This is a genomic window from Parasediminibacterium sp. HNIBRBA5674, assembly GCF_056745525.1.
The window spans coordinates 161398-180415 of sequence record NZ_JBQWIE010000001.1 but is presented as its reverse complement, the minus strand read 5'-3'; the positions used below and the strand labels follow the sequence as shown (position 1 = coordinate 180415).

The 19018-nt window shown below is 36.1% G+C and carries 15 protein-coding genes; 2 read left to right on the top strand and 13 right to left on the bottom strand.

Features of this window, described 5'->3' with window-relative positions; all coding sequences use genetic code 11:
• Window positions 1-44 precede the first annotated feature (44 nt).
• The 7 genes from porK to ACT9TX_RS00685 all read right to left on the bottom strand — a co-directional run bounded on the left by porK (window position 45) and on the right by ACT9TX_RS00685 (window position 9286).
• Window positions 45-1340 (bottom strand): T9SS ring complex lipoprotein PorK/GldK, encoded by a 1296-nt coding sequence (porK, locus tag ACT9TX_RS00715; RefSeq protein ID WP_481336150.1) that lies wholly within the window; start codon window positions 1338-1340, stop codon window positions 45-47.
• 218 nt (window positions 1341-1558) lie between these two features.
• Window positions 1559-3607, bottom strand: a complete 2049-nt coding sequence (locus tag ACT9TX_RS00710; RefSeq protein ID WP_481336148.1) for a thioredoxin domain-containing protein — start codon at window positions 3605-3607, stop codon at window positions 1559-1561.
• A gap of 254 nt (window positions 3608-3861) precedes the next feature.
• The gene (gene rpsP / locus ACT9TX_RS00705; protein WP_481336146.1) at window positions 3862-4311 is read right to left on the bottom strand and encodes a 30S ribosomal protein S16; all 450 of its coding nucleotides are present in this window, start codon (window positions 4309-4311) and stop codon (window positions 3862-3864) included.
• A 285-nt stretch (window positions 4312-4596) separates the two neighbouring features.
• Complete coding sequence (locus tag ACT9TX_RS00700) at window positions 4597-6228, bottom strand: amidohydrolase (RefSeq protein WP_481336144.1); 1632 nt, start codon at window positions 6226-6228, stop codon at window positions 4597-4599.
• Window positions 6229-6304: 76 nt separating this feature from the next.
• Window positions 6305-7225, bottom strand: a complete 921-nt coding sequence (locus ACT9TX_RS00695; RefSeq protein ID WP_481336142.1) for a helix-turn-helix domain-containing protein — start codon at window positions 7223-7225, stop codon at window positions 6305-6307.
• 121 nt (window positions 7226-7346) lie between these two features.
• Window positions 7347-8789 (bottom strand): amidohydrolase, encoded by a 1443-nt coding sequence (locus ACT9TX_RS00690; RefSeq protein ID WP_481336141.1) that lies wholly within the window; start codon window positions 8787-8789, stop codon window positions 7347-7349.
• A 23-nt stretch (window positions 8790-8812) separates the two neighbouring features.
• A complete protein-coding gene (locus ACT9TX_RS00685; RefSeq protein ID WP_481336139.1) occupies window positions 8813-9286 on the bottom strand; it encodes a YcxB family protein in 474 nt (157 codons plus the stop codon).
• Between the two features lie 170 nt (window positions 9287-9456).
• On the opposite strand from ACT9TX_RS00685, the gene ACT9TX_RS00680 reads away from it, so the two are divergent.
• Window positions 9457-10494 carry a hypothetical protein gene (locus tag ACT9TX_RS00680; RefSeq protein WP_481336137.1) on the top strand — a complete coding sequence of 346 codons (1038 nt, stop codon included), beginning with the start codon at window positions 9457-9459 and terminating at the stop codon, window positions 10492-10494.
• Here the strand turns inward: ACT9TX_RS00680 and ACT9TX_RS00675 are convergent.
• Together ACT9TX_RS00675 and ACT9TX_RS00670 are read right to left on the bottom strand one after the other, a co-directional pair.
• Window positions 10491-11228, bottom strand: coding sequence for a helix-turn-helix transcriptional regulator (locus ACT9TX_RS00675; protein WP_481336136.1), 738 nt, complete (start codon window positions 11226-11228; stop codon window positions 10491-10493). The genes ACT9TX_RS00680 and ACT9TX_RS00675 overlap by 4 nt on opposite strands.
• A gap of 431 nt (window positions 11229-11659) precedes the next feature.
• The gene (locus ACT9TX_RS00670) at window positions 11660-15013 is read right to left on the bottom strand and encodes a vitamin B12-dependent ribonucleotide reductase (protein WP_481336135.1); all 3354 of its coding nucleotides are present in this window, start codon (window positions 15011-15013) and stop codon (window positions 11660-11662) included.
• Between the two features lie 400 nt (window positions 15014-15413).
• Between ACT9TX_RS00670 and ACT9TX_RS00665 the strand changes: the two genes are divergently transcribed.
• On the top strand, window positions 15414-16169 hold the full coding sequence (locus tag ACT9TX_RS00665; protein ID WP_481336134.1) for a phosphoglycerol geranylgeranyltransferase: 756 nt from the start codon (window positions 15414-15416) through the stop codon (window positions 16167-16169).
• Window positions 16170-16241: 72 nt separating this feature from the next.
• On the opposite strand, the gene ACT9TX_RS00660 is transcribed toward ACT9TX_RS00665, so the two are convergent.
• From ACT9TX_RS00660 to ACT9TX_RS00645, 4 genes are all read right to left on the bottom strand, one after another.
• A complete protein-coding gene (locus ACT9TX_RS00660; protein ID WP_481336132.1) occupies window positions 16242-16826 on the bottom strand; it encodes a DUF420 domain-containing protein in 585 nt (194 codons plus the stop codon).
• Window positions 16827-16875: 49 nt separating this feature from the next.
• Window positions 16876-17688 carry an SCO family protein gene (locus ACT9TX_RS00655; RefSeq protein WP_481336130.1) on the bottom strand — a complete coding sequence of 271 codons (813 nt, stop codon included), beginning with the start codon at window positions 17686-17688 and terminating at the stop codon, window positions 16876-16878.
• Between the two features lie 115 nt (window positions 17689-17803).
• A complete protein-coding gene (locus tag ACT9TX_RS00650; protein WP_481336129.1) occupies window positions 17804-18235 on the bottom strand; it encodes a cytochrome C oxidase subunit IV family protein in 432 nt (143 codons plus the stop codon).
• A 43-nt stretch (window positions 18236-18278) separates the two neighbouring features.
• A complete protein-coding gene (locus ACT9TX_RS00645) occupies window positions 18279-18953 on the bottom strand; it encodes a cytochrome c oxidase subunit 3 (RefSeq protein WP_481336127.1) in 675 nt (224 codons plus the stop codon).
• Window positions 18954-19018 lie beyond the last annotated feature (65 nt).

Sequence of the window (19018 nt, the reverse complement as noted above, 5' to 3'; positions counted from 1 at the left end):
TGTTGGTTAGAAATAATTTAAATACGCTGGCTAATTGATACTATTTATTTTCTCATTCTTGGTGCCAAATCTATCACACATCTAAATCCAATGTAAGATTTTGCAGAGTCTTGATACTCGAAAGCACGTGTACTAGTTTGTAAAAAGTAACCTACATCTTTCCAGCTACCACCACGAATTACCTTACGCTTCATTCTTGGAGGATCAGAATCTTTGGCATCCCATCTTACATCTGGACTCATTTCAGACATAAAGTTGTATGAACTTTCGTTGAAATAAGAGTTTGTCCACTCTGCTACATTGCCTGCCATATTATACAAACCGTAGTCATTTGGCCAATAAGCATCGGCGCGAACAGTATAGAAACCACCATCTTCTGCATAGTTACCACGACCAGGTTTGAAGTTTGCAAGCAAGCAGCCTTTTTTATTTCTTAAATAGTAGTTACCCCAAGGAAACATAGAGTTTGTTCTACCACCTCTAGCTGCGTATTCCCATTCAGCCTCGCTTGGCAAGCGATAATCACTTTCAACCGCCATTTTCTTTCTTTCAAGAAAATCATTTTGAATATGCGTTCTCCAATGGCAGAAGGCAATTGCTTGTTTCCAAGTTATGCCAATAACAGGATAATTTCCAAAAGAAGGGTGTGCAAAATATCTCTTAGTCATTGGTTCATTATATGAGTATGAGAAATCCCTCATCCAAACCAATGTATCAGGATAGATTTTGGTATCTTTTCTTGTGATAAAGTTTTTACGAGCAATACCAGCATTTTCTCTTTTAGCAGCTTCTGCTAATTCAAAAGTTTCAGAATGGTATATTAACTTATCTGGGTCAATATCAGCCTTACCATTTAATCTGTTATCAGGTGCTAATATCAATTTATTACCTAGTTTTTCTAAATTAGAGGCATCGTACTTAATGTTTCTTGCCTTTACCCAATCGATAGCTATAGATGAATCACCATTGCTACCATTTGTGGGTTTATAGAAACCCAATTCTTTTGCAGCAAGAGAATCTCTTACCCAAATTACAAACTGACGATATTTATTATTGGTAATTTCAGTTGCATCCATCCAAAAACCAGGAATAGAAACCTGACGGTTTCTTGCAGTAAACGTGTAGTTAATATCCTCGTCACTTGGCCCCATGTGAAATGTACCAGGCGGTACATACACCATACCAAACGGCGGATTCATACTTTGCTTAGCAGACGGTGCTACACCTCTTACTTGGCCATCATCAGGACCACCTTTTGATTTGCTCTTTGACTTAGAACAACTTGCAGACACAAGCAGCAAAACAGCAACTGATAAAAGATTGTTTCGGTTTATCATCATAAAAAACTATTAACAGGTAATAACAAATATATAGGTAAAAACCGTTCGAAAATTCAGTTTACGTTTTGTTCTCAATATTTTTACACTACAAAGTAGAAATCAGTCAGTACGCTTGTTTTAAAGGTTATTTACCAGTTATGTTTTTTATGGTAACTCTAAAAAATACTCTTTAGGACTGCCAAAATAGTAAATATTTCAATAGCGCACTTATTTCTATGTTATAATTTTGGTAAAAAGTTGATAAAATTATTGACCGGCTCTTTACATGTATAATTTTCGCATACATAAAACATTGTTTCTTTTACAAATTCTTTCCCCTCTAGCAATGGAAAGCCATTCTCGAAAAAAATAGCAGTTTGCATAATTTTATTCGGCAAAAAAACTTCTAACAGAGGCTTTACATAAATTCTAGCATCTGAGCCTGTAACCACAATTTCCTTAATGCCATTTGTTTGCATTTGTACCAAACTTGCCCACACACCAAACGAAGTTGGATATCTAATTATTGCAGTTCCTAAGTTCTGTGTAATATCTATTGCATGTTCACGCCAGTTTGATTGATTAAAAAGAGTACCTATATACAATAAATTACCAGCCATTACTGCATTACCAGATGGCACTGCACCATCATACACTTCTTTCTTTCTTACAATTACATCCTGTTGGTGCTGGTGTGTATAATAAAAAAAGCCTGTATCAACTTCTGCAAAATTTTCAACTACATATTCAGTCAAATCTCTCGCATTTATTAAATACATTGTTTCACCAGTTACTTCTTGCAAGTGAATACATGCTTGAATGAAGTAAGCATAATCATCCAAAAAAGCAGGAATTTTAGCTTGGCTATTTTTATACGTATGATACAATGACCCATCACCTGCTTCAAAAGCTTTAACAAGAAAATGATAATTATTTAGTGCCAACTCTTTATAGCGGTCTACACCAGTTGCTGCATAAGCTTTGCACAAAGCAGTAATCGTTAAAGCATTCCAGCCAAGTAATATTTTGTCATCTAGTTGTGGGCGAATTCTAGTACTGCGCTGCACAAATAGTATAGCATTACAACGTTCAATTATTGCCCTTAGGTCTTGAGCTTCTATCGCTTTGCGCTCTGCAAAATCTTGTAACGGCTCTTGTACCCATAAAATATTTGAATGTTCCCAATTTCCTTCTTCTACAACATTATAATATTCACAATACAAGGCGCTATCATTACCCAATAATGCGTCCACTTCATCTTTAGACCACGTATAAAACTTACCTTCAACACCTTCACTGTCTGCATCTAATGCACTATAAAAACCGCCGCTAGCATCAAGCATTTCTCTTTCAATAAATCCTATAGTTTGTTCAATTACTTCAGCGTAGAGCTTATTATGTGTTATTTGATAAGCTTCAGATAAAACACCAATTAAAAGCGCATTATCGTATAACATTTTCTCAAAGTGCGGCGCAAGCCATTTTACATCAGTACTGTATCTAGCAAAGCCGCCACCAAGCTGATCGTAAATACCACCATAAATCATTTTATTTAAGCTTAGCAAAGCTTGTTGCAAAGCAGATTCGTCTTTTGTAAAGTGATAATGCCTTAGCAAATATTGTATAGAAAATGTTTGAGGAAATTTTGGTGCATTGCCAAAACCACCCCATTCTGTATCTGCTTGCTTCAAAATATTATCAGCAATTAAAGCCAAGTTTTCTTGTGTAAAAATGGATGGCTTTTGTGCTTCGCCAACTTTACTTATACCAAAAGCATTAGCATTAAGTAAATGGTTCATTAAGTTATCAGCTTGCGCTTCAATTTCATGCTTTTTTTCTTGATAAGACTGATGAATAGCATGCAAAGTTTCTTTCCAACTCATTCTATTGTAAGCCCTAACTGGAGGAAAATAAGTGCCACCGTAAAACGGCTTGCAATCTGGTGTTAAAAATACATTCAATGGCCAGCCACCACTACCTGTCATAGCTTGAACAGCATCCATATAAATATGGTCTAAATCTGGTCGCTCCTCTCTATCTATTTTAATATTTACGAAGTGCTCATTCATAATTTGCGCCGTGCCTTCATCTTCAAAACTTTCTCTTTCCATCACATGGCACCAATGACAAGCTGCATAGCCAATACTCACCAGAATCGGCTTATTTTCTTCCTTAGCTTTTTGCAAAGCAGCTTCACCCCAAGGCATCCAGTTAACAGGATTATGGGCATGTTGCAATAAGTATGGGCTCGTTTCGTGTATCAGCTGATTGGTATGTTGGTGCGCCATTATGCAGTTGTGTTATATATTACGTTGGTTGCAAAGATGCAACGTAACACTTTAACAAGATACCTTGGTATTTGTTATTGTGTATTGTAGCAAAATAATTTATTGTTAACATCATGCAAAAGCGAGAAACTAACTTGTACAACGTATTGTTTAACTTACAAGTTGCTTCGGTAATTTTAATAAAAAGTAGCTTGGGTATAAAAGTAAAAAGGTTCCAACCGGATAGATTGGAACCTTTTAGATGGCGAAAGATTTTATGCTTCTTCACTAGCCTGAGGTACTTCAGTAGCAACTGGAGCAGCTTCTACTTTACGTACTACAGGAACGTTTCTGCGGTCTTTTTGCGATTTTTTGTGAGCATCGCTACGACGCAAAATGTTGGCCTCGTGTTCGTCGTGCCAAGCTTGGAATTTAATCATCGCTTGTGCATCATCAAACAAACCAAGTTTTACACCACGAAGTAAGTGCTTCAAGAACAATACGCCTTTGAAAGACAAGATACGACGAACAGTATCAGTAGGTTGAGCACCTTTGTGCAACCATTCTAATGCTTTTTGACGATCTAATTGAATTGTAGCAGGTACTGTAAGTGGATTGTAAGTACCAATTTTTTGGATGAATTTACCATCTCTCGGTGCACGACCATCAGCAACTACTATAAAGTAGAATGGGCGTTTTTTGCTACCGTGTCTTTGTAGTCTCATTTTTACTGCCATGTTAAATAGAAATTTAGTGGCGTTAACAAATATTGTTTATTCGATTATAAAATCGAGCAGCGAAAATAAATACGAAATCTTTATCTACCAAGTTTAAAAACTGCTTTTTTGTTAAATATCAGCTAATGACATAACAATAAAAACCTGTAATCTATGCTGCCATTGCATTACAGTTAAACAATAATGCTTTTTGCAACAAAATAATAACATACAAACAGTTCATTAAAGTCGTTTACAAACAAGAAAAATGAGCTGTCTTGTATCAATAAGCTATCATTTACCAAATACTTTTTTACCACCTACAACAGTAAGTAATGGCTTAATAGCCAAAATATTAGTCGCATTAGCTTTCATAATATCGTTATCAAGCATTATAAAATCTGCCTTTTTACCTACTTCTAAACTACCAATTTCTTGCTCAAGAAAGCCTGCTTTTGCAGCCCAAATAGTCATACCTTTTAAAGTTTCTTCTTTTGTTAATCCATCACTCATTTGAAAACCACTTGCAGGAAACTGTTTAGCATCTTGTCTAAATACTGCTGCTAAAAATGTTTTAAAAGGACTAATATCTTCTACAGGAAAATCGGTACCTAAAGGCAGCCAACCATTTTGCTGTAACAATTGCTTGTAAGCATAAGCACCTTTAATGCGTTCATTGCCCAAGCGCTCAGTGGCCCAATACATGTCGCTTGTAGCGTGTGTTGGTTGTACAGATGGCACCACACTTGCACTACCAAACAAATTAAAATCAGCCTCATTAACCACTTGGGCATGTTCAATGCGCCAGCGCTTATCGTTTTTACCTTTTAGGTATTTGTTGTAAATGGTTAAAATTTCTCTGTTGGCACTATCGCCAATGGCATGTGTACACATTTGAAACTTAGTATTCACAAGCAAAGCCGCTACACTATCATAATGCCCTTTTGTATTTAGTAAAAAGCCCGTCCAGCTAGGTTTATCGCTATAAGGATGCAGCAAGCAAGCACCACGGCTACCCAAAGCACCATCCGCATAAACCTTAAAGCCATTTACAAATAATTTATCTGTTTTGTAAGGCCCTTTTTGTAAATAATGATTGTAATTATCTGTGGCATCGCTTAGCATAACAAACAAGCGCATATTCAATTTGCTTTCCTTTTGCAAAGCATCAATTTTCTCTACATCATCGTACATCAAACCACAATCTGTAACCGTTGTAAGCCCTTGTGCAAAGCAATTGTCTTGCGCTGCTAGCAACCATTTCTCATAATCTGCTTTAGTTGGTTTTGGTAAAATATTTTCTATCAAAGAAGTGGCATTATCTATCAAGATACCAGATAATTTACCATTCTTAATTTCAATTTCGCCACCTGTTAATGTAGCACCAGCATTCACGCCAGCCATATCTAATGCTTTTTGATTGGCTATTGCAGCATGACCATCTACACGGGTTAAAAACACAGGTTTATTTGGAAACAGTTGATTCAACTTATCGTTGGTTGGATATTGCTTAGCAGGAAATTTATTTTGATCCCAACCTCTACCTTTTATCCAAGGTTCATCAGGATGTTTTGCTGCAAATTCTTGCACACGACTTACTACTTCATCCCAAGTATTGCAACCAAATAAATTTACTTGAAACAAGCTCTGCCCATAACCTAAAAAGTGTGCATGCGCATCTATAAATCCAGGGTACACCGGCTTGCCTTGTGCGTTGATGGTTTCTTTTGCACCAAAGCGATTAAGGATGTCATCATTCTTGCCAGTAGCTATAATTTTCCCATCTTTTACCGCCATTGCTTCTGTAATAGTAAAGGCACTATCTACAGTATAAATAACTGCATTATGAACAATGGTATCTACTTCTGTCTTCGACTGACAAGCTACAAAAACCATCAATAGGCTATAAACAAAAAACTTTCTCATGCATTAAAATTGCAGAGAAAGTTTTAATTATTGGCAAAATAGTAAGCCGCTTATGATGAATGGCTGACTAAAATGATTATTTCAATAAATCACAAGGCTTTAAACCCGTGTGTTTTTTAAATGCAGCAGAGAAATGCGAGATAGATGAATAGCCCAAAAGCGCTGATACATCAGTAACGCTAAGTGATTTTTCGTACAACAAATATTTTGCGTGTTCCATCCGCTGTTGTTGGTAAAAATCGAAAATAGTGGTACCAAATATTTCTTTAAAGCCTTTTTTTACGTAACACTCATTCATGGCTACTTTACGACTCAATTCTTTAATGGTAATTGGGTCACCAATATGTTGCAACAAAATTTCTCTTGCCTTGTAAATGCCTTCACGACTGCGTTCGTCTTCTAGAAACTTACAGCTAAAGCCTTCTTCTTTTTCATCTACTAAACAATCCAAACTATACAACAATAGTTCGTGTACCTTGGCATTAATGAAGATGTTTTCTAAAGCACCAGTGTAGCTATGATTAAGTAGCGCATCAAGTGTATTACGCTTTTTGCTGCACAAAGGAAATGTTTTGGTAAATGCATTAGGATGCTTAAAAGCCAACACTTCATCTTTACGATTACTCACTTTTACATTGTGTGTAAACTGGTATAGAAATGCTGAGGAAAAATGAAATGTAAACACATCTACAGTTGTCTGCTCACCTTTACAATTAGTAGGTTGGTCTTTACAAAAAGAGCAACTTTTCTCGTAGCAATATTTATTGCCGGTGGTGCAATAACGAAGCTCTAAATAATTATTATCTGGCTTGTCTGCATCGTAATGATACACCATCATACCAGTATCTTCAGCTACCCAAGGGTGCTGTGCATAATAGCGATTGATGTTATAGCTAATAGATCCAGGAATATGTTGTTCTTTATGGTACAACAAATCCATACTAGGCTCAATACCACCTCTATGAGCCAATTTTAATATATCGTGTACTTGAGGCATAGGCGATGTTTGTATATGCAAATATAGAGTACTTACAGTTTAATAGATGTACTAACACATATTTTTGATAAATGTTCAGCCCATTTTATTACAAAATGACTAAACAATGACAAACAGCTAATTAATCTCGATAGTTCAATGCAGGTTTTCTATCGCCTAAAAGTGCTTTGTATTGATAGTTACCCAATTGTTGCTTAAATTCTTGCGTGGCTTTATCTATCAACTGCTGATTGGTGTATAAATCAATAGCTGTTAGTGCCATTGTTTTGGCTGCTACCATCATACCTTTTATACCAATATCTGTACCGCCACAAGCCACTGCTTGCCAGCTATGCGCAGGTACACCAGGTACCCAAGTTGCAGCACTCATACCTACAGTAGGTACTACATAACTTACGTCACCTACATCGGTACTACCGCCACCAGCATCAGGGCTTAGGCTTAATGGTTTTATTGTTGTGGCTACGCTTAAATCTGGTGCAGGAAATGTAAACGAAGCTTGTATTTTTTTGGCAAAAGCTATTTCCTCTGTTGTATAATTTACCCCACCTACTTTTTCCAAATCTTTCTGCATCACTTCACCCAATGTTTTATTTAAAAGTAGGTCATGTGTACCGCCAATAATTTCATAGTCAACCGAAGTGCCTGTACCTAGTGCTGCGCCTTTGGCTGCATTTACCACACGTTCAAAAATATCCTTTACTTGGTCACGTTTAGGATGACGCACATAGTAGTAAACTTCTGCAAAATCTGGTACAACATTAGGTGCTTTACCACCACTTGTAATTACATAATGAATGCGAGTTTCTTGAGGGATATGTTCACGCATCATGTTTACCATGTAATCCATACTTTCTACGCCATCTAATGCGCTTCTACCTCTTTCTGGTGCAGCAGCAGCATGTGCAGATAAACCGTGAAAACGAAACTTAGCAGATGAATTTGCCAAAGCACTTGTCATTGTCACTTCGTTATCATTACCAGGATGCCAATGAATAACCACATCTACATTATTAAACAAGCCTGCACGAACCATATACACTTTGCCACTACCACCTTCTTCAGCAGGACAACCGTACAATTTAATAGTACCTTTTAACTTGCCTTCGACCATTAACTTTTTTAGTTCAATAGCAGCAGCCACGCTTGCTGTACCAAATAAATGATGACCACAACCATGACCTGCATTTTGCCCTTCAATTGCTGATTTTTCAGGTGTTGCATTTTGCGCTAACCCTGGTAAAGCATCAAACTCTGCAAGTATACCAATGACTGGCTTACCGCTACCGTAAGTAGCTACAAATGCTGTAGGAATATCAGCCACGCCTGCTTCAACAGTAAAGCCATTATCGCTTAATGTTTTTTGGTGTAAAGCCGAGCTTTTTACTTCTTTATAACCAACCTCTGCATAGTTCCAAATTTGAAGCGCCACTTTCTTGTAATCATCGTACTTACCTTGAAGATCTTTAATAGCTTGATCTTTTAAAACCTCTGTATTTTTTGTTTGTGCATTGGTAACACCAAACACTAATAAAGCAGCGAAAAACAAGATAATTTTTTGCATAAAAAAGCAGTTATAATGGTAAACTATTTATCTATTTTAGCTTTTAACAAAGCCCTTAATTCGTGTCTAAAATCATCACTCATATTATCTTTTGGCACTAGAAAAAAAGACTTCGCATCAAAATATAAATGAAAGAAATGAGGACTCTCGAAGAACATAATTATTTTACTCCAAGACCAATCTACATAACCTACATCGCTGCTTAGCTTTATTTGATGTTCGGAGAAATAAATAGTAAAACTTTCTTTAAAAGTAGTTGCTTTATTGTAAATGCTATAAGGCAAGAGATACCATACACTTAGCATCATAATTAACCAAACAATTGTGCCAAGCAAAAAAGGCTCGGGCCTAACTTTATGAAAATAAAAAAGTGCAGCTGCAACCACAGCAAATACGTTTACCACAATCATCATCCACTTAATTTCTGGCCTGGCAATAAAGTGGTAGCGTAATGCTTGAAGTGTTTTCTTTTTATCGTATGAAAATGATACCTGCATGATGTAATGAATATAGACTTGTAAATGTAAAGGGTAAATATTTGCCTACCTAAATCTGCGATAATAACATGAGATATGATTTAAAACTCGCTTAAAGATTTAGAAAGAAATAGATAAGCGAATATTTATAAAAACAAATGCGTTAATTGCCTTTCCAAAACCTACTATCTATGAGTGTAATTACAGCTAAAAAAGTATGGGCACAAATTAAATACGACCTAATCGGTAAAGATTCTTACCGTGGTGTGTCGCTTACTTATAGTTGGCTTGCCAACCAGTTTGGGCATTTCTCATTGGCCTTTGTTACCACATTTGCTTTGTACCATATTTTTCTACATTTTACTTGTATTGCAAAGCCTGCATTTTGGGCTGGTATTGGCATAGCTGCAGCTTGGTTTATTTTCGAATGCTTTAATTTTTTAGGGCCGTTATTATTCAAAAAAACTAAACATACTACCAAGAATATAAAAGGTGGTTACACCTTTCAGCCCGATTGGAAGAACATAGCTTATGATACTGCAATAGACGTTGTATTTTTTAGTATTGGTGCTTTAACTATGAGCTTAAGTTTAGCGAGTAATAACACAGTATTATACACGTTACTTGCGTTAATAGTAATTGTAAGTTACCCAGTAAGAGATTGGTATTTAACCAAAATGTATCAGCAAGCTGCTGGCTATCCTTTTCAGTTTAGATTAAGCCAATGGAACAACACGATTAACGATGAACAAAAGCAGATAATTATTGAATTTTTAAAAACAAATGACACTGGCAAACATCTACTAGTTTTTGGTGCAAACAATACTGGTAAAACTAGCCTGAGCGTTGCCATTGCTAATGAACGTTCTATTAAACATCATAGCTGTAGCTACACTACCGCTATGAAATTAATAAGCCTTTTTTATGAAGCCAATATTGATGTAGATGCACCTAAAAGTTTAGACCTCTTTGCTTGGCGCAGTGCATCGCTATTAATTGTTGATGATGTAAACCCAGGCGTAGATAGTACACTTATTCATCCATCTACATTTTTAGGATTTTTAAATAACCCAACTTTTGGCAGTGCCAATGTTGCTTCCATGCAAAATAGTAATGTGGTTTGGGTGCTTGGCAATGGTAATTGTGACGATGATATAAGCAGTAATTGGGTAGCTATGCTTACACAAATTGGCGTATCGCAAAGTAATATCACCTGTATTTACCTTTAAGGCAAAATATAGTTCTCGTAAGCAAAGCTTACCAAGTGCGGCATACTTTTAACATCAAAACGCTTGTACAATGGAATGATGCGTTTTTCTACTGCTGATTGTGAAAGATTCAACATTCCTGCTACTTCTTTAAGCGAGTACCCTTTTGCAATTAGTGCGAGTGCATCTTTTTCTTTGTTAGAGATGGCATTTTTGTAAAACAAATTCTTGTTTAGTTCTTCTTCAAACTCGTTTTTCTCAGGGCCAAAAGCTGCATAACGCATTACTTTACCAAAACGAATATTCTGGTTTACTTGAAAGCGCCCAATGATAGACACCACAGAATCATTCTCACATTCATGTACACCTACCCTTGCTACAATAGGCACTTCGGTACCATTTTTATGTATTTTCTTTTGCTCAATTAAAAAACTATACTTCTCTAATTCTGGTCTTTTTTTATGAATAAACATTAGGGCTTTATCGTTCAGTTCATTTACAAATGGTGCGTAGTCTGGTGCTGTCATCACCACTATTTTAAGCATAGAAATATCACTATCCTTAACGCCTAGCACTTCTTGCCAGCCATCAGCATAAATCATTTTACCTTCCTTAAAAGAATAAATATAAACGGCTTCAAGCGGAAATCTTGGTATTGTTTGCTTTAAAAACAAGGCTTCGTTAGTAGTTAAATCTGCAGGTATATCCGTAATAAATGATTTTGAATAATTGCCAAAGTTTGTTTGCTCACTCATACTATTTAAAATCAATTTTAATATAAGATGCTTTAATCATTTTTTTTCACACCACAAACTGCGAATATTCGCAGTTGTTTGGTCTTTGCAAGTGCATTACTTTTACAAAGTTAAAAAAAGGAACAAGTTGGCTAGTAGCACATAAAACACTAATAATCAACAAGTAGCGCCGTCTTAAAATCCAGTTGTTGAAATTATGTTCATTTAGTTTAGTAACCAAATAGACTATAATAATATCTGTTATTGTACCGTAAAATGTTTAACATTTTAACATACTAGCAGCAAATCTATATCATCACAGCTTGTTTTCCATAGGGGGTTAAACAGCGTACCCAGAATTTTCATTCTGGGTTTTTTATTTGCAAAAAATAACAAAGCCCCGATAAACGAGGCTTTGAAAATATAAGGCGACAATTTATTTACTTTACAAACTAGCTACAGCCCATGCTATTACCGCAGTTTAAGCATTTGTAACAAGTACCACTACGTACAGTAATGTGTCCACAAGTGTTACAGCTTGGCGCATCGCTTTGCATACTTTTAGCAGCAGCATTTACCGCATCCATACCATAATCATTTTTGCTAGTAGCTACAACAGGTTGTAAATATTTTTGTGGTTGTATAGCTGTTGATGCGGCTACACGCACACTACTTAATTCTGGCTGGCCAATAAATGTTACATCATCATCTTCACCAAGATTTTCAACTTCTGGTTTGTTAAGTACATGCACCAAATCTGTTCTGTCTAAATAATCAAACGCTAAAGCACGGAAAACAAAATCTACCAATGATGTAGTTGTTTTGATGTTTGGATGATCTACCATGCCTGCTGGCTCGAACTTAGTAAACACAAACTTCTCTACAAACTCTTCTAATGGCACACCATATTGCAAGCCAACAGACACAGAGATTGCAAAGCAGTTCATTAAGCTACGTAAAGTTGATCCTTCTTTTGCTAGGTCAATAAAAATTTCGCCCAAAGTACCATCATTGTATTCACCTGTACGCAAGAACAATACTTGACCATTAATTTTAGCTTTTTGGGTATAGCCACGGCGTTTTGCTGGCAATGATTTTCTCTCAACTATTCTTGATAATTGACGTTTCAACTTAGTATCTGTTGAAGCCGTCATGCGCTTATTTACTTCTTCTAATAATTCATCAACAGTAAGCTGTGTAAGGTCTACAATGTTCGATACATTACTTGTTACTGGCTGCTGAACTGTTACCTCTATCTCTTCTTCTTTAGCTTCTTCTGTCTTCTTCTTTTTATCAGATTTATTGCTTAATGGTTGTGATAATTTGGAGCCATCACGGTATAATGCATTGGCTTTAAGACCTAGTTCCCAACTCATTTTATAGCAGTCAGCAATTTCTTCAACAGTTGCTTCGTGTGGCAAATTGATGGTTTTAGAAATAGCGCCACTTAAAAATGGTTGGCAAGCCCCCATCATTCTAATATGACCATGTGCATGAATGTAACGTTCACCTTTTTTACCACATTTATTGGCACAGTCAAATACTGCCAAATGCTCGTGCTTCAAATATGGCGCACCTTCTACAGTCATAGCGCCACATACATAATCGTTAGCCGCATCAATTTCATCATCGCTAAATCCAAGTGCTTCTAGCATGTTAAAGCTAAAGTCACCATATTGTTCTTCAGTAAACCCTAAGCGTTGCAAGCAAGCATCACCTAAAGCATATCTGTTGAAAATAAAGCCAATTTCAAACGCGGATTTAGCGGCTGCGTTTAGCTTGTTTATTTCTTCTTGTAAAAAGCCTTTGGCTAACAATGTTTGTGTATTGATAAAAGGTGCACCATCAAAACTTGCAGCACCTACTGCATATTTCTCAATTGCATCTATTTCTTTTTGGCTGTAGCCCAATGTTTTCAAGGCATTTGGTACTGCACCATTAATTATTTTAAAGTACCCACCACCACTTAATTTTTTAAATTTCACCAAAGCAAAATCTGGTTCTACACCTGTGGTATCGCAATCCATTACTAAGCCAATTGTACCTGTTGGTGCTATTACAGTAGTTTGTGCATTTCTATAACCATATCGCTCACCTAGTTGTACTGCTTCATCCCATGCTTTAGTTGCTGCTTTCAGTAAAAAGTCTGGGCAATATTTAGCATTAATACCTTGTGGCTTTATTTCCAATCCCTCGTACGCTTCACTAGCATCATAAGCTGCTGCACGATGGTTACGCATTACACGCAGCATGTCTGCTTTATTTTCTTCGTACTTAGCAAATGTGCCTAAGAAGGCAGCCATTTCTGCTGATGTTTTATAGGCAACACCAGTCATTACAGCAGTTACAGCACCTGCTATACCTCTTGCTTCTTCACTATCGTATGGTATACCGCTAATCATTAACACGGTGCCAAGATTGGCAAAACCTAGACCAAGCGTTCTATAGTCGTAGCTTAATTGTGCTACTTCTTTACTAGGAAACTGTGCCATTAAAACAGATATTTCTAGCACAACCGTCCACAAACGACTAATGTATTCAATGCCTTCAACATCAAGCTTGTTGGTACTTTCATCAAAGAATTTGCGTAAGTTGATTGATGCTAAGTTGCAAGCTGTATTATCTAAAAACATGTATTCGCTACATGGGTTAGAAGCATTAATTCTACCACCTTTAGGGCAAGTATGCCACTCGTTAATAGTAGTATCGTATTGTGTACCAGGATCGGCGCAAGCCCAAGCAGCATAAGCAATTTGATTCCACACTTCTCTTGCTGGAATTCTCTTCATCACTCTGCCATCGGTTCTTGCTTTTAATTCCCATTCACCATCTTCTTCAAGCATTTTAAAAAATTCGTTGGGTATACGAATTGAGTTATTAGAGTTTTGTCCTGCCACTGTGGTGTAAGCTTCTCCTTCATAACTATTATCATAACCAGCTGCTACCAATGCAGCTACTTTCTTTTCTTCACCAACTTTCCAGTTGATAAATTCCATTATCTCTGGATGGTCTAAATCTAAGCATACCATTTTAGCAGCACGCCTTGTAGTACCGCCACTTTTAATTGCACCAGCGGCTCTATCACCAATTTTTAAGAAGCTCATTAAGCCGCTAGAAGTACCGCCACCACTCAGTTTTTCATTTGCGCCACGTATTTGAGAGTAGTTTGTACCTACACCACTACCATATTTGAAAATTCGGGCTTCACGTACAAATAAATCCATTATACCACCATCATTTACCAAATCATCATTCACACTTAAAATAAAGCAAGCATGTGGTTGAGGACGTTCGTAAGCGTTTGAAGATTTTTTTAATTCACCATCATTAGGGTCTACAAAGTAGTGCCCTTGCGGCTTACCAGTAATACCATAACTTTCATGTAGGCCTGTGTTAAACCATTGTGGGCTATTAGGCACACATGATTGATTTAAGATACTGTATGCTAACTCATCGTAAAATACTTGTGCATCTTTTGCTGTAGCAAAATAACCATAACGTTCGCCCCAAACTCGCCAGCAGTTAGCCATACGATGCGCTACTTGTTTTACAGAAGTTTCTCTACCAACACTACCATCAGTTTGTGGCACACCAGCTTTGCGAAAATATTTTTGAGCAAGAATATCTGTAGCTATTTGGCTCCATTGTTTTGGTACCTCTACATTATTCATTTCAAATACCTTTTCACCAGTTGGATTTTTAATGACGCTGTCTCTGTAATCGTACTCAAACATGTCATAAGGACTTACATTTTCCTTTGTGAAACGACGGCTAAATTGCAAGCCTTTGTTGGTAGTTTTTGCCATAACAAGCGATGATTATTTACTGATTTGAAAGTGGATTAAATGATGGTTAAAGAATTGTTAACCACCTCTACGAAAATATCTCTATGAAATTGAAATACAATTGAACAAATGTCAACAGATGTGGATAATACTTTCATCTTAATCTTCTAGCCGACTCTTAATAAAGTCTAAATAATTGAGGTATAATAAATCACAATACATATACCATAGTATAATAGTAACTAGTGAGATTTCTAAGTTAAATAAAGAACATGAGTAAATTATTTGCCCTAAAAGCTCTATATTGCACATAAAGTGAGAAACTATTTTGTCATTATCTGGATATAACAAATAAATAATCAAAAACTACTGCTATAATTGCATTAATTTTTGCATTTTGCAGTTAACCTATCATTACTGAATGAAGCAAGCTTTATACCATCAATTTGTAGAAAAGAAACGAGCTGGGAAAAAATCGTTTTCGGTGTTAATTGACCCGGATAAAGTCGAGGTGTCTACTATTGACCAATTGGTGAGTATTGCCCTAGAAGCATCAGTTGATTACTTTTTTGTTGGTGGTAGTTTAGTTATTTCTAACCATTTAGATGACTGTATTAAGCAAATAAAAGCCAACTGCGATATCCCTGTTATTTTGTTTCCAGGTTCGCCTTCACAAGTAAGCAGGTATGCTGATGCGTTACTGTATTTATCGTTGATTTCTGGTAGAAATCCCGAACTGCTAATTGGGCAACATGTTATTTCTGCGCCTTTTGTAAAAAAGAGTGGTTTAGAAATAATGCCTACAGGCTATATGGTTATTGATGGCGGTGCGCCCACAACAGTATCGTACATTTCCAATGCAAGCCCTATACCAGCAGATAAAAATGAAATAGCTATGTGTACTGCAATGGCTGGCGAAATGCTAGGCATGAAGCTAATATACATGGATGCAGGCAGCGGTGCACAGCGACCTATTACTGAAAAGATGATTCAGTTTGTATCACAACATATTGAAGCACCACTAATAGTTGGCGGCGGTATTACAACACCAGAAAAAGCTTACTTAAACTGTAAGGCTGGTGCTGATGTAATTGTGGTAGGTAATGCTATTGAAAAAGATATTTCGCTGATAAAAGAAATGAGCGCTGCTATTAAAAGTGTAAAGCAAGCCGTTTAAAATATTCTATCTATCAAAAAATAAAAACGCCAACTTCATTAAGGTTGGCGTTTTTATTTTAGCGAATTAGTATTAGCTATAGTAAGGGCTTATTATTAAATAAACAATAGGGCCAGTTACAGCCACATAAAACCACAATGGCCAAGTAATACGTGCTAGCTTCTTATGAACCGAAAATTCGGCTATTAAAGCACGATATGCTGTAAAAAGTATAAAGGGCAATATAATTGCTGCTAAGAAAATATGTGTAGCTAAAATAAGGTAATATACTATTCTTATACTACCTACTGCAAGTTTCTCTTCATCACTTACAATGCCATCATGGTTGCTATCGCCAAATTTTGCTTCGCCAGCTAATAAATGATGCGCTATGTAAGACACTAGAAATAGAATAGACATTACCAAAGCTGCCATCATAAATTTTTTATGCAGTAAATAACTGCCTTTTTTTACTGCAACTAATGCCAATACAAGTAGCACAGCAATTATACCATTTACCATTGCATTTATAGTAGCAAAAATGTGTACATTAAATCCCAAGTCTACTTCAAGTTTAAACTTACCTAATAACACAACAACTGCAAATACTACAATTGAGAAAATACCAATTAACCAAAAGGCTTGCTTATCATTCTTATTTAGAGAGGCTGCTAACATGGTGAAACTTTATTTAAAGCTGTAACAATTTTTTATACTAAGAGTTTATCTATCCGTTTATTTTCCTGCGATTAGACATAAATAACACAAAAACTACCACCAATACTAAAATGATTAACCATAACCATTTTAAGTTGATTATTGCAGTAAAAACCTCACTTTTTTTGGTCTTGCCTTTTTCAAGCATTAGTAAACCAATATCTCTCGCAAGCTTGGTCATTGAAGCTGAATCTAAACCATTATAATAACCTCTAACTACATAATCTTTATCAAGCACAACAAAGCGATTCGTATGTACAAAATCTGAATCAACAGGCTCACCGCTAAACTTATCTACCTTCAACTCTGCAAAAGCAAAATTAGCTATACTATCATGATTACCCGTAAGCATCCACCAATTGTCGTGGTTAACGTTAAAGCGGTCTGCATAGTCTTTTAAAACACTTACACTATCTCTTTCAGCATCTATTGTAAAAGATACAAACTGCACAATAGAAGTGTCTATTTTCTTTCTTGTATCGCCCCCTAAAATAAAACTGTGTTGCAGCTTAGCCATATTTCTGGTAAGCTTAGGACAAATACTTCTACAATGGGTAAAAAAGAAATCCGCAACAATTATTTTACCCGGCTTATCATACAAACTTACCGTATCACCAAGCTGATTTACCAAGGTAATATTGGCTGTTTTATGCCATATACTATCAGAAAATTGCTTGCCATTTTGTACACGTTCTATTACAGTATCAAGCAAATATTTACGAGGCATATCTACAGCACTTTCGCTTGTACCTTTTAAAATTAAATAGCTACAAACTGGTAGTAATATTGCAATGCACAAAGCCAACAATGCTTTCTTGTTCATAATCTACATTTAAGTGTCGCAAAGTAATAACCATTATCAATGGCTACCATAAAAAAACCATCGCCACAAGCGATGGTTCGAAATATGTGAATGAATACATCAAAACTTTAGAAAATTATTCAACAGCCTTGTGGGTTTCAGCACCATGTGCGCCATGGCCTTCTTCCTTTTTCTCAACTTTTATAGTAGTTTGTTCTTTCTTATAAGGATCGTAAGTATTACGCAAGTTTTTATAAGAATTACCTTCATACAAGAAGGCCGTAATGAACCAAATAAATAATGCTAAAGGCACTACTATGGTCATAATCATATTTCTTAACTCATGCTTTAAGTGCATAAAATAAGCTACAATGTAAAATGCTTTTACCATCATTAAAATAACAATTGTACCCTTTAAAGCCAATGTTGTTTTTGGGTCAGTTATTTTCATCATGTAGAAGCCAATTGCTAATTCTACCAAAGTAAGTACTGTTAAAATACCTGTTACTTTCCAAATCTCTTTTACTGCGCCATCATTGCTGTGTTCTGCATGTCCTGCCTGTGCCATAGCTATATTATAATAAGTTAATTAAAATAGTTTGTTGTTGAAATTAAATTAAGTAAAAACAGGTAAATACAAATACCCATACTAAATCTACAAAGTGCCAATACAAACCAGCTTTTTCAATCATTAAATAATGACCACGTTTTTCAAATTGGTCGGTTAATGTCATAATTAACATCACAATATTAATTACCACACCACTTAATACGTGAAAACCATGAAAGCCAGTGATAGTAAAGAAGTAGTTAGTAAAGTTGGTAGAAGATTGTGTACCATCAGCATTTAAAAAAGGATTTAGACCCCACCATGCACCTTCGTGGTGTAAGTGCGTCCATTCCCATGCTTGGCAACCTAAGAATGCAGCACCACCAATAATGGTTAAAATTAGGTTTGTTACCACACCTTTTTTATCCATATTATGACCAGCATGTACAGCCAATACCATCGTTACGGAACTAATGATCAAAATAAATGTCATTAAACTCACAAACATTAGCGGCAAGCCTGAACCTAAGCCTGGAAAAGATTGAAATACTTCATTTGGATTTGGCCAACCGTTTGATGAAAAACGAATAGTACCGTAAGAGATAAGGAAAGCTCCAAAAGTGAAGGCATCACTCATCAAAAAATACCACATCATCAATTTGCCATACTCTACATTAAAAGGGCTTTTTCCACCATTCCACAATTTAGTGGGTAACGCTGCAGTTGTTGTACTCATGAGATTGTTCTAAGATTCGGTTACAAAAATATTAGCTGTTGTTGAATAAACGTGAATAAACTTCA